The sequence below is a fragment of the Mycobacterium sp. TH-M106 genome (assembly GCF_057473765.1).
In genome coordinates, this window is record NZ_JBYCLE010000405.1 from 1 (window position 1) to 12,724 (window position 12,724).

General features: G+C 68.0%; 10 protein-coding genes. 5 read left to right on the top strand and 5 right to left on the bottom strand.

Going from position 1 to position 12,724, the window contains the following annotated elements; all coding sequences use genetic code 11:
- Both AC2VOP_RS14300 and AC2VOP_RS14305 read right to left on the bottom strand, forming a co-directional pair.
- The coding region (locus tag AC2VOP_RS14300; protein ID WP_486961585.1) for a hypothetical protein at nucleotides 1-1,060 on the bottom strand (1,060 nt) is incomplete at its 3' end.
- Nucleotides 1,061-1,773: 713 nt separating this feature from the next.
- The gene (locus AC2VOP_RS14305; protein WP_486961586.1) at nucleotides 1,774-2,265 is read right to left on the bottom strand and encodes a beta-class carbonic anhydrase; all 492 of its coding nucleotides are present in this window, start codon (nucleotides 2,263-2,265) and stop codon (nucleotides 1,774-1,776) included.
- Between the two features lie 106 nt (nucleotides 2,266-2,371).
- On the opposite strand from AC2VOP_RS14305, the gene AC2VOP_RS14310 reads away from it, so the two are divergent.
- The 4 genes from AC2VOP_RS14310 to AC2VOP_RS14325 are packed head-to-tail and all read left to right on the top strand — an operon-like array spanning nucleotide 2,372 to nucleotide 7,814.
- Nucleotides 2,372-3,349, top strand: coding sequence for an ABC transporter permease (locus AC2VOP_RS14310; protein ID WP_486961587.1), 978 nt, complete (start codon nucleotides 2,372-2,374; stop codon nucleotides 3,347-3,349).
- 53 nt (nucleotides 3,350-3,402) lie between these two features.
- Complete coding sequence (locus AC2VOP_RS14315; RefSeq protein WP_486961594.1) at nucleotides 3,403-4,281, top strand: ABC transporter permease; 879 nt, start codon at nucleotides 3,403-3,405, stop codon at nucleotides 4,279-4,281.
- Entirely contained in the window at nucleotides 4,278-6,128 is a 1,851-nt protein-coding gene (locus AC2VOP_RS14320; RefSeq protein WP_486961588.1) for a dipeptide ABC transporter ATP-binding protein, read from the top strand. Before AC2VOP_RS14315 ends, AC2VOP_RS14320 begins: the two co-directional genes overlap by 4 nt.
- 12 nt (nucleotides 6,129-6,140) lie before the next feature.
- On the top strand, nucleotides 6,141-7,814 hold the full coding sequence (locus AC2VOP_RS14325; RefSeq protein ID WP_486961589.1) for an ABC transporter family substrate-binding protein: 1,674 nt from the start codon (nucleotides 6,141-6,143) through the stop codon (nucleotides 7,812-7,814).
- On the opposite strand, the gene AC2VOP_RS14330 is transcribed toward AC2VOP_RS14325, so the two are convergent.
- Together AC2VOP_RS14330 and AC2VOP_RS14335 are read right to left on the bottom strand one after the other, a co-directional pair.
- The gene (locus tag AC2VOP_RS14330) at nucleotides 7,801-10,434 is read right to left on the bottom strand and encodes an AAA family ATPase (RefSeq protein WP_486961590.1); all 2,634 of its coding nucleotides are present in this window, start codon (nucleotides 10,432-10,434) and stop codon (nucleotides 7,801-7,803) included. The two genes, AC2VOP_RS14325 and AC2VOP_RS14330, sit on opposite strands and share 14 nt — an antisense overlap.
- Nucleotides 10,431-11,591: a metallophosphoesterase family protein gene (locus AC2VOP_RS14335; protein WP_486961591.1), complete on the bottom strand. Its 1,161-nt coding sequence runs from the start codon at nucleotides 11,589-11,591 to the stop codon at nucleotides 10,431-10,433. The genes AC2VOP_RS14330 and AC2VOP_RS14335 overlap by 4 nt, the downstream gene beginning before the upstream one ends.
- 168 nt (nucleotides 11,592-11,759) lie before the next feature.
- Between AC2VOP_RS14335 and AC2VOP_RS14340 the strand changes: the two genes are divergently transcribed.
- The gene (locus AC2VOP_RS14340; protein ID WP_486961592.1) at nucleotides 11,760-12,266 is read left to right on the top strand and encodes a SixA phosphatase family protein; all 507 of its coding nucleotides are present in this window, start codon (nucleotides 11,760-11,762) and stop codon (nucleotides 12,264-12,266) included.
- Nucleotides 12,267-12,332: 66 nt separating this feature from the next.
- Here the strand turns inward: AC2VOP_RS14340 and AC2VOP_RS14345 are convergent.
- On the bottom strand, nucleotides 12,333-12,724 hold a 392-nt coding region (locus tag AC2VOP_RS14345), incomplete at its 5' end, for a DUF3558 domain-containing protein (RefSeq protein ID WP_486961593.1).

A 12,724-nucleotide genomic window follows, 5' to 3' on the forward strand; every position in this document is an offset into this window, starting at 1 on the left:
CAGTGAACACTTCCGGAGAGTTGGGATCGGGACGGATCTGGTCGTCGTCTGCGAGCTCGAACGGGGCGAACGGCGAATGGTCGGCAAGGCCCGCGGACGCGTCAAGGGGGAAGAGCCAGGAAAGGTCCAAGTTTTTTATCCCTAACAACGGGATGCTCACGGTGTCGGAGATGACGTCCTTGCCGGGTGCCGTCGAGGCGAAATCGGAGTAGACGTTCGTCAGATCGAGCGGGCTGTCATGTGCGGTGTTGAACACCGATCCGACCGGCGGGACCTCGCCCTGTCCGGTGCCTACGGGCCCGGTCAGGTCTTTGGTGACAAGAATCGCCTCGGTGGTCCAACCAAAGGAGTCGTGAGTGTATGCCACCATGGCTTCGAAAGTCCCGACAACGTTGCCAGCGGCGTTGACAACCTGGAATTGCTGTTCTCCCCCAACGCCTACCGCCACCGGCGGCAGTGCGGATACCGAGGTGAACACCGGCGGGGAACCGGAAATTGGCTCGATGCCGGGAGGTAGCGCAGAGGGCGGCGAGCCCGTGGCGAGTCCCTCGGATGCGTCGAAGCCGCCGAAGAGCCAGGTGAGATCGAGGGGCCCAAACGGGGTAACCAAGGTATCTGTCACCTTGTCCCCGCTGGGTGAGGCAATGTCGGCGTAATCATTCTGGAAGCCGAACCCGAAGTTCGCGGTGTCGAAGATCGATCCGGGCGGCGGAGCGCCCGCCACCGAGGCGCCGGAGGGATCGAGGACGAGGACTTCCCGGTTGGTGCTGTCCGAGAGGTATGGGATGGTGGCCACGGCCGCGTCGAAGCTACCGGCCGCATTGTTGTCGACGAAGTTGAAGACCTGATAGCCCTGAACCGTTTCGTTCAGAGCCGGACCGGCCGAGATAAGGCCGAACATCCCGTAGAGTCCGGTGACCGTTTCGGGGGAGTTCGGATCAGGAGTGATCTGGTAGTCGTCGGCGGACGCGACCGCGCCGGAGAGCAACAGCGCCACCAGCGATCCACCGGCGGCTAACGCCTGGGCATGGGTGACGGTGACGCGACAGCGCTTTGTCATAAGCTCCCCCATTCGATCCACCAACTGCCAAACTCATCGTTTGCACAGTGACCGGCAGTCTACCTACACGGAACTGAGGTCAAATCTCCCCGGCCAGTCGGGGGCTCTATGCCCGACGATCCCGCCGGTGCGGAAGAAATGACAACGGATTACTGGCAGTCTGCTCGTTGGCCCGCTGCGCTGGCCGACCGACTAAGAGTTGACTCGTAATTGACTGGTTGTCTTGAGGTTCCAGAGTCCGGCAACGATCTGCAGGCTGTGGTTGAGGGCGTCGCCTCGTCGGCGGCATTGTCGAAGGATCTGCCAGTCCTTGAGTCGGGCGATGACGCCCCGCAGAACTGAGAGTGGACATCGACGTGTCAAGCAAGAGACGGCGATGACTCGACGGCACCTCGGGTGCATCGGCGGCCCATCCAAAGTCACCGACACACCAGATTCTGATGCATCAGCGACCCATTCAAGATCACCGACACACCGATGGTGCACCAGTGAGCAAGAGTGGGAGAGTTCAGTCAACCGGCACCAGCCACCAACACCACCCGGTGAAGGATCGGCCAGGACCGGCAGCCACCACCCGGTGGTGGCCTGCTGAACAAGCGGCACCCGGCCCACCCCCGAACAGACCACACCCCCAGCGTGGACGTCGCGGGACCAGCCGAAAACAACCAGCACCCAACCTGATTGGCGCCGCATGACCCATTACGGGTCAACTCTTAGAGGGTCACCTCGTCGAGTTTGCCAGTGGCGACGTCGAAGACGAAGCCGCGCAGCGACTCGGTCTGGGTGATGAACGGGTTGGACTGCACCCGGCGCAGCGACTGCCGGACATCCTCGACCGGGTCGCCGAAGGCCTCGGCCGCCCAGCCCGGCCTGATGCCGGTCTCCGCCAGGATGGCCCGTTTGAAGTCGTCGTCGGTGAAGGTGAGCATCCCGCAGTCGGTGTGGTGGATCAGGATGATCTCCCGGGTGCCCAGCAGCCGCTGGCTGATGGCCAGCGACCGGATCACGTCGTCGGTGATGACCCCCCCGGCATTGCGGATCGAATGCGCCTCACCCGCCTCGATGCCGAGCACCCGGTAGACATCCAACCGGGCATCCATGCACGCCACCACCGCGACGTGCTTGCTTGGCGGCAGCGGCAGCGGTCCGGTGAACGTGAGCGCGTACGCCGCGTTGTTCGCCAGGTATTCGTCGGTAACTGTCACACCAATCTCCTCATCGTCCTCACGGAGCGTCGGCGGGTTTAACAACGGTCGGACTCGATTCCATCGCTTACCCTGTGCCCATGCCACCACCGTACGAGCATCGGCCGTGACACGGTTCCTGCTGAGCCGGCTGCTCAACTACATCGTGCTGCTGGCGCTGGCGTCGTTTCTGACGTTCTGCCTGACTTCGCTGACGTTTCATCCGCTGGAAAGCTTCCTGCAGCGCAGCCCGCGACCACCGCAGGCGGTGATCGACGCGAAGGCGGCAGAACTCGGCCTGGACAAGCCGATACCGGTGCGGTACGCGACGTGGCTCTCCGGTGCGGTGCGCGGTGACTTCGGCCCGACGGTGACCGGTCAGCCAGTCTCGGCGGAGCTGGGCCGGCGGATCGGTGTCAGCCTGCGGCTGGTGGTGCTGGGTTCGGTGGCCGGTACCATCGCCGGCGTCGTGCTGGGGGCCTGGGGTGCGGTTCGGCAGTATCGGCTGAGCGACCGCGTGATCACCGTGCTGTCCTTCGTCGTCCTGAGCATCCCGACGTTCGTGCTGGCCTACCTGCTGATCCTGGCCGGGCTGCGGGTGAACATGATCCTCGGGGTGCAGGTATTCGAATACACCGGGGAAGCCTCGCCCCTAGCCCCCGCCGGGATGTGGAACCAATTCGTCGATCGGGTCCAGCACATCGTGTTGCCCAGCCTCACGCTGGCTTTGGGCGCAATGGCGGGCTTCGGCCGCTACCAGCGTAATTCGATGCTCGACGTGCTCGGTGAGGACTTCATCCGTACCGCCCGCGCCAAGGGCCTGACGCGGCGGCGCGCACTGTTCAAGCACGGCCTGCGTACCGCGCTGATCCCGATGGCCACCCTGTTCGCCTACGGGATCGCCGGCCTGGTCACCGGCGCGGTGTTCGTCGAAAAGATCTTCGGCTGGCACGGGATGGGCGAGTGGGTGGTGCAGGGCATCGCCACTCAGGACACCAATATCGTGGTGGCGATAACGGTGTTCTCGGGGGCTGCGATTCTGCTGGCCGGTTTGCTGTCGGACGTGATCTACGCGGTGCTGGACCCCAGAGTGCGGGTGTCATGAACCCTCCGGCGAGCGTGCAAATCCCGACCGCACCTGGCGGCACCGCCCCGCCAATGTTCGTGTCGCGGCGAAACCTGGTGCTGCGCCGGTTCATCCGCAACAGGCCGGCGGTGGTTTCGCTGATCCTGCTGGTGCTGCTGTTCGCCGGCTGTTACGCGCTGCCGCCGCTGCTCCCCTACCGCTACGCCGAACTCGACTACCACGCGCTGCTGCAACCGCCCTGCGCGAGGCACTGGTTCGGCACCAACGCACTCGGCCAGGACCTGCTGGCTCGAACCCTGCGCGGCATGCAGAAGTCGATGCTGATCGGCCTGTGCGTCGCCGTGATCTCCACCAGCGTCGCCGCCGCCGTCGGATCGGTCTCCGGTTACTTCGGCGGCTGGCGCGACCGGACACTGATGTGGCTGGTGGACCTGCTGCTGGTGGTGCCGTCCTTCATCCTGATCGCCATCGTCACGCCGCGCACCAAGCAGTCGGGCAGCGTGGTGTGGCTGATCGTCCTGCTCGCCGCGTTCAGCTGGATGGTCAGCTCACGGATGGTGCGCGGCATGACGATGAGCCTGCGCGAGCGTGAATTCATCTACGCAGCAAAGTATATGGGTGTCTCCAGCCGTCAGATCATCTGGCGTCATGTGGTGCCGAACGTCGCCTCGATACTCGTCGTCGACGCAACCCTCAACGTCGGGCTAGCTATCCTAGCCGAAACCGGCCTGAGCTTCCTGGGATTCGGCATCCAGCCGCCCGACGTGTCACTGGGCACCCTGATCGCCGACGGCACCAATTCGGTGACCACGTTCCCGTGGGTGTTCCTGTTTCCGGGCGGGACGCTGATACTGATCGTGTTGTGCGCCAACCTGATCGGCGACGGCCTACGGGACGCTCTGGATCCGTCCAGCCGGTTGCGGCAACGCCGGAAGCGAAGCCGAAGATGACCGCCCTGCTCGACGTGACGGATCTGGCCGTCACGTTCGAAACCGGCGACATCTCGGTGTCGGCGGTGCGCGGTATCAGCTACACCGTCGGCCCCGGCGAGGTCGTCGCCCTCGTCGGCGAGTCCGGGTGCGGCAAAACCACCGCCGCGATGGCCGTGGCGGGCCTGTTGCCGGATTACGCCCGGGTCTGCGGTTCGGTGCGGCTGCACAGCGAGGAGTTGCTCGGGCTGGGCGATTCGGCGATGTCGCGGATTCGCGGCAGCGCGATCGGCACCGTGTTCCAAGACCCGATGTCGGCTTTGACACCGGTGTACACCATCGGCGACCAGATCGCCGAAGCCATCCGGGTGCACCACCGCGACGTCGGGCGGCGGGCCGCCCGGTCGCGCGCCGTCGAACTGCTGGAATTGGTCGGCATCGCAGCTCCGCAGCAGCGGGTACGGGCGTTCCCGCACGAGCTGTCCGGCGGCGAGCGCCAGCGGGTGGTGATCGCGATCGCCATCGCCAACGACCCGGACCTGCTGATCTGCGACGAGCCCACCACCGCGCTCGACGTCACGGTGCAGGCCCAGATTCTCGACGTGCTCGCCACCGCCCGCGACGTCACCGGCGCGGGCGTGCTGATCATCACCCACGATCTGGCTGTGGTGTCCGAGTTCGCCGACCGGGCGCTGGTGATGTACGCCGGCCGCGTCGTCGAGTCGGCGGCGGTCGACCAGCTGTACCGGGACCGGCGCATGCCCTACACCGTCGGGCTGCTGGGCTCGGTGCCGCGGCTAGACGCCCGGCAGGGCACCCGGTTGGTTCCGATCCCCGGCGCACCGCCGTCCATGTCGTCGCTGAGGGCCAACGCATGTCCGTTCGCCCCGCGGTGTCCGCTGGTGATCGATGAATGCCTTTCGGCTGAACCGGATCTGGTCACCATCGCCGAGGGCCACCGCACGGCGTGCATCCGCACCGACATCGTCGCCGGGCGCAGCGCCGCCGACATTTTCAACGTCTCCACCCAGCCGCCGGCCCAGACATCCGCTGACGAACCGCCGGTGGTGCTGCGGGTCAGCGACCTCGCCAAGGCCTACCGGCTCACCCGAGGCGTGGTGCTGCGCAGGCAGGTGGGCGAGGTGCGCGCGGTCGACGGTGTCAGCTTCGTCTTGCAGCAGGGCCGCACGCTGGGCATCGTCGGCGAGTCAGGGTCTGGAAAGTCGACGACGCTGCGCCAGATTCTGGAGCTCGCCGCGCCCCAGAGGGGGTCCATCGAGGTGCTGGGGGCCGACGTCGCGTCGCTGACCGCGGCGGCCCGCCGGGCGCTGCGGGCCGACCTGCAAGTGGTGTTCCAGGACCCGGTCGCATCCCTGGACCCGCGGCTGCCGGTCTTCGATGTGTTGGCCGAGCCGTTGACCGCCAACGGGTTCGACCGGCGCCGCTGCGAGCAGCGGGTGGCCGAGTTGCTGGATGTCGTCGGGTTGAGTCACTCTGACGCCAGCCGCTACCCGGCCGAGTTCTCCGGCGGGCAGAAGCAACGGATCGGCATCGCGCGGGCGTTGGCGCTGCAACCCAAGATCCTGGCGCTCGACGAGCCGGTCTCCGCACTCGACGTGTCGATCCAGGCGGGCATCATCAACCTGCTGCTGGATCTTCAGGACCGGTTCGGGCTGTCCTATCTGTTCGTCTCCCACGACCTCGCAGTGGTCAAACACCTGGCGCACCGGGTCGCGGTGATGTACGGCGGGAAGATCGTTGAGCAGGGCGACGGCGATCAGGTGTTTGTCGACCCGCGACACGAGTACACCCGCCGGCTGCTGGCCGCGGTGCCGCGGGCGCACCCCGATCTCGCCGTGCACGGCTAGGGCTAGCATTCGATGACGCGCCACCGAAAGCTTCGACGGCCGGTGTTGCCGGTGCTGCTGGCCTGCCTGACGGTCACCGCCTGCTCAGCCGGGTATCCCCAGCTCGCGCCGCCGGGCGGGGCGGCGCGAGCTGGTGCGGTCAGCGACATCAACCCGCAGGACCCGGCCACGCTGCGCGACGGCGGCAACCTGCGGCTTGCGCTGACGGAGTTCCCGCCGAACTTCAACCCGCTGCACATCGACGGCAACACGGTCAACCTCAATTCGATCGTCCGGCCCACCCTGCCGCGGACATTCCTCGCAGCCGCCGACGGGTCGCTGAGCATCGACCGCGACTACTTCACCACGATCGAACTGACCGGCACCGACCCGCAGGTCGTCACCTACACCATCAACCCGAAGGCGGTGTGGAGCGACGGCACCCCGATTACCTGGGCGGACCTCGCCGCACAGGCAGCCGCCTGCAGCGGCCGGGACAAGGCGTTCGCGATCGCGAGCAAGGCCGGCTACGAGCGAGTGAAGTCGGTGACCCGAGGCGTCGACAACCGCCAGGCGGTGGTTACCTTCGCCCAACCGTACGCAGAGTGGCGCGGCCTCTTCGGCGACCTGCAGCCCCGCACCGTGACGGCCACCCCGGAGGCCTTCAACACAGCACAACTCGACCGGCCCGGCCCGTCGGCCGGGCCGTTCATCGTGTCCGCCATCGACCGCGGTGCGCAGCGCATCACGTTGACCCGCAACCCCCGGTGGTGGGGCGCGCGACCGCGGCTCGACTCGCTGACGTTCCTGGTGCTCGACGCGGCCGCGCTCATCCCCGCGCTGCAGAACAACGCCATCGACGCCACGGGTCTGGCCACCCTGGACGACCTGGCTATCGCCGAGCGCACACCCGGCATCACGATCCGGCGGGCACCGACGCTGACCTGGTCGCATTTCACGTTCAACGGCGCGCCCGGGTCGATCCTGGCCGATGTCCGACTGCGGCTGGCGATCGCCAGGGGCATCGACCGTCAGGCCATCGCCGACGTGGCCCAGCACGGGCTGACCGCACATCCCACGCCGCTGAACAACCACATCTTCGTCGCCGGCCAGCTGGGTTACCAGAACAACAGCGCCCCGGCCGATTACGACCCGGACCGAGCGGCCAGGGATCTCGACGAGCTGGGCTGGAAACTCAACGGAGCAGTGCGGCAGAAACACGGCCGGCAACTGGTGATCCGGGACGTGTTCTACGAGGCGCAGGCATCTCGGCAGATCGCGCTGGTGGCCCAACACAGCCTCGCCCAGATCGGCGTCAAGCTGATACTCGAGGCCAAACCGGGCACCGGGTTCTTCAGCCAGTACATCGGTGTCGGCGGCTTCGACATCGCGCAATTCGGTTGGTCGGGTGACGCTTACCCGCTGTCGGCGCTCACCCAGATCTACGCCTCGGACGGCGACAGCAATTTCGGCAAAATCGGCAGCCCTGAAATCGACGCCAAGATCCAACAAACGCTTGCCGAGTTGGACCAGCAGAAAGCGCGAGCGCTAGCCAACCAGGTCGACACCATGCTCTGGCAGGAAGGGTTCAGCCTGCCATTGTTCCAGTCTCCCGGCGACGTCGCCGTGCGCGCCGACCTGGCTAACTTCGGTGCGCCGGGGCTGGCCGATGTGAACTACACCGCGATCGGCTTCATGACGAGCTGATAGCACGCTCGAGATCGATGTGGTGCGCGCCCTCGACGCTGCGGTAGCGATCCGGCGTGCAGGTCAGCACGATCACCTGCCCGTGCGCACCCACCGAGTCGAAGACCGCACCCATGCTGGCCAGCCGGTCCGGGTCGGTGAAGCCCAGCGCATCGTCCATCAGCACCGGGACACTGTCCTCCTCGGCGACCAACGCCGCCCCGGCCAGCCGGGCCAAGATGCCCAGCTGCTCCTTGGCTCCGCCGGACAGCGACTCATACGGCACGGTGCGCCCATCCAGCGTGCGGGCACGGATGCACAGGTCGGTGTCGACCTCGACCTCGAAGCTGTCCCCGAACACCGGTCGGCCGAGCCGTTCGATCTCGGCGCGAAACGGCTGCACATACCGCAGCCGGCTGTCGTCGCGGTGGCGGAGCATCACCGAACGGAGCAGGTCCACGGCGCGGGCCCGCCGGCCGATGCGGGCATGCTGGGTCGCGGCATGTTCCCGCTCGGCCTGCGCCGCGTCGAGCCGGCTCTGACGACCTTCGGTGCCGAACACAGAAAGCTCGACACGCAGGTCGCGCAGTGCGGCGGTGATCTGGTCACATTGGGTGCGCAGCGCTTGGGCACCCGCGGTGGCGTCGGCCAGCTCGGCGCTGACCGCGTCGGGTGCGGTAGCGGCCCGTTGCCGCGACAACTCTTGGACCCGTGCGGTGGCGGCCTCGGCGGCCCGCTGGTCGGCGGCGACCGCGTCGGCCAGGGCGTCGTCGCCGGTCTGCGCGCGCTCGCGGGCCAGCCGGTCGACGGCGGCAGCCAGCTCAGCGTGTTGGGTGTCGGCTTGGCCCCGCAACACGGTGGCCCGCGTGGACTGCTCCGTCAGCCGATCAGCTGCCTCGGCGGCGGTGCGGCGCCGCAAGTCGCGGGCTTCGGCGGCGGCGGCGCACTGCGCTTCGGCGGCGGTGAGCTCGGCGCGCGCAGTTTCGACGTCGCCGACGGTGTCCGGTGCCGGATCGGGCTGATCGGCACGCAGGTGATCCAACCGGGCCTGCAGCTCGTCGATCGGGTCGTCGGCGCGTAGCGCTTCCATAGTGGCGGCCAGCTGGTCGCGGCGGGCCTGCAGTTCCCGGCGCTGCCGGTCAGCGTGTCGCGCCGCCTCCGGATCGCTCACCTGTGCGGCGGCCAGCGCAGCTGCCAGTTCCTGTTGCGCCGCAGCATGTTTGGCGTGCGCGTCGCGGGTGTCTCCGGGGCTGACCTGGACGGTCAGAACGCCGGGCACATCGACCCGGGTGGTGGCGGTAGCGGTGGTCGACCAACTCCGACCGGCCGGCAGCGCCACCCGCTGACCGGAAAGCAGCAGTTCGATGTCGGCGATCGCGGTGAACTCCACCGTCGTGGAGATCGCCGCCAGGGCTGCTTCAGCCTGGTCCGTGGCGGCTGCGGCGTCTTCGATCCGGCGCAGCATCGCCTCGGTGATCGTCACCGCAGCCAGCGCGTCGCACACCCGATCGTGATCGCGTCCGGTGGCGTCGATCTTGGCCAGCCGGGCGGCGAGCCGGTCGGCCTCGTCTCGCCGGGTGAGTCGATCGACGACACCACGCGCGGTCTGCACGGCCTGCTCCGCGATGAGCAGGCCCTGCGTTGCTTTCTCGGCGGCGGCGTCGGCGGCCTCGGCCGCGGTGCGGGCGCTTGCCTCCGCCTCGGCCGCCCGCTGCACGTCGGCGTCCAGCGCGCTGACAGCGGCCGTGCGGGTGGCCACGTCGGCGCAGAGCCGCAGCCGTTCAGTGTGCGCGGCATCCGACGCGGTGCGGGTGGCGTCGGCCGCGGCGGCGACCAGCCGCGCCTCCCGCAGTGCCTCTGTCAGCTCGGTGACCTTCGCCGCGGCCTCTTGCGCCGCGGCGTAACGGGCGTCGACACCGCCCTGCTGTGCAGACAGCGCTGCCAACTGACCGGTCAGCTCGTCGTGGCGGCGGACCCGCTCGTCGACCTCAGCGACTAACGCCGCGCAGCGCGTCACCTCGGCCTCGGCGGCGGCCAGCACGTCTCGGGCGGCGGCCCACTCCTCGGTGGGGCGGCCGGTTTTGGTGAAATAGCGTGCGTATTCGGCGTCGATGCGCTCGATCAGCAGCGATTCGGTGCCCGATGGCGTCGCGATGTTCCCGGCGGCGATGTCCAGTGCCCGCGACAGTGCGTCGCAGCCGGACAGGGTCACCGCTTCAGTCGCCTCGGCCTGCAGCACCTGTTGGGCTTGCCACAGCGCGGTGTCCAGCGTCTCGTCGAGGATGCCGCAGACCCGTTCATGCGCCTCGTCGCCGCTCAGCTGCTCTCGGCGCGGCTGGATCACCGTCAGCTGGGTTTCCGGACATTTATGGAACCGCTTGTGGTAGACGAAACGGTAAGGGCCGGTACTGATCTCGGCGGTGACCTCCGCACCGACGTCGGCGTGGGTGGGTTTGATCGCCTTGACGTTCTTCTTGGTGGAGCGGTCCTTCGATCCCAGCAGCAGATCCAGCGCCTCGATCATCGACGATTTGCCGATCTCGTTGGCGCCGCAGATCACCACCACACCGTGGTCGGGGAACTCGACCGCACGGTGGTCGATGCCGCGGTAGTTCTTCAGGGTCAGCCGGTGCAGTCTCATGCCGCGCCCCGGTCGTGCTCGGTGAGCCGCAGCAGCAGCGCCAGCGCGGCCTGCGCGTCGTCGGCTGGATCGCCGGTTGCGCTGCGTGCAATTGCAACCAGCTCCTCGACGGCGGCGGCGGCGAATCCGCCCAGGCCCAGATCGCTGAATTCACCGTCGGCCGGGACGACCGCCAAGTCGGTGTGGCGCTCCCAGTCGTCCAGCCCGGCGAACAGCCGAGAGTACCTGTCCAGGCAGGCATCCAACGCGGCGCGGTCGGTGATGCTCAGCGAGCCGGCCAGTGCCAGCCGCACCACGGTACGTTCCTTGTCGGGCATCCGGTCCAGGGTGGTGGCCAGGTCGGTGATGTCGTCGCCGGTGTCGATCCGGCGGCGCAGCGTGTGAAACCGCCATCGGCCGACGCGGCGGGGTTCCACGGCGACCGGGTGCGCCGGGTCGGTGTCGTCGATCTCGACGACCAGCACCTGGCCGGGGTCGGGTTCGATGTCGTCGAAGTTGGTGACTTCCGGCGAACCGGAATACCACACCCGACCGGTGTCACCGACTGCGGTCAGTGAATGCTTGTCGCCCAGCGCCGCGTAGTGAATTGCGCCGTGGGCCAGTGCGTCCTGCAGGGCGCTCAGCCGGATCAGCGCCGGGTTGGTCGGGTCGGGGTCCAGGGCGTCGACCCCGCCGTGGGCGACCAGGATCCGGATGACGCCGTCGGCGGGGCCGAGTTCGGCCAGCGCCGCCGCGGCCAGGTCGGTGTTGGGTTTTTTAGACCGCCACGGTGCCGCGACGAGCTCAACCCCGGGGGCCACCTGGTGCACGCCGGCGGTGTCGAGCACCACGACGTTGTCCGGGCATTCAGCGCGGAACAGCGCACCGGTGTACACCGATGACGCGTCCAGCGGATCATGGTTGCCGGGCAGCAGATACACCGGGACGCCGATGGAGCGCATGGCTTCCAGCGACTGGCTGATCACCTGCGGGGCGAGCTGGTTGTGCTCGAACACGTCCCCGGCGGCCACGACGAACTGCGCGCCGGTGTCGGCGGCCAACGCACCCAGCCCCACCACCGCGTCCCGGCGCGCCGCCGAATGGCGTGGCTGGGCGTCCCCGGCCAGCCGGCGCCGGGTCATGCCGAGCTGCCAATCGGCGGTGTGCACGAATCGCATCGCTGTCGCGTCCTCTCATCGCGGGCCCGGCTTCGTCCTGGGCATGGCGAGTGTAGGACCGGGCACCGACAAGTCCGCGGACCTTCCTCGGCACGTCCACGGCCTGACTCGCCCACGATGCCCAGGTGGCAATACGCTGCGGGAGGGGACTGCTTTACCGTGGTCGTGGTGAGCAACCGACACCGCACCCTGATCTTGCTGCGGCATGCCAAATCGGCATACCCGGCCGGGGTGGACGATCACGACCGGCCGCTGGCCCCGCGCGGCGTCCGCGAAGCCGCATTGGCCGGTGACTGGCTGCGCGCCAACCAACCCGGCATCGACGAGGTGCTGTGCTCGACGGCCACCCGCGCCCGGCAGACCCTGGCGAACGCCGGGATCGACGCCCCGGTGCGCTTCCCCGAGCGGTTGTACGACGCCACCCCCGACATGGTCGTCGACGAGATCACCACCGTCGCCGACGATGTCGACACCCTGCTCGTCGTCGGACACGAGCCGGCGATCTCCGCGGTGGCCTTGGGTCTGGCCGGCGCCGACGAGACCGGCAGCGCCGCCGCCGAACGCATCGCGACGAAGTTTCCGACGTCGGCGATCGCGGTGCTGCACGTGCCGGGCAACTGGAAGCATCTTGAGTTCGGCGCCGCCACACTGGTCGACTTCCACGTACCACGCTGAGGGAGCGCTAGAGACCCTTTGTCGCTAGGAGAGTGAGGTTCCTCCGGCAGCCGGCCGCGTTGCCCGTCAAGAGTTGGTGGCCAGCGTCAGCTCCATCAGCTTGAGTGCCTGCTCGCACGCATCGATGCCGGGGGTCTGCGGGTTCACCCACCAGCCGACCACCCCGCCGGCATCGCTGGCCACCCCGCACGAACCGTTGGGGTCGTTCGGCCGCATCACAATCGACTGCACACCGACGATGGAGCGGGTCTCGACCTGGTACTTCAGGAACTCGGCGACCTTGCGCTCGTTTTCCAGGCTGCCCTGCTCGAACCAGAACCGGGTGATGTCGATCAGCCCGGCCGGGTTGGCGGCCTGCCAACGGCAGATCGCGCCGACAAACGTGCTCTGGATGTCCAACGGGTCGGCGCCCACGGTCTTGGCGAGGATGTCGGTGGTCAACACCTCGCACTCCTTGA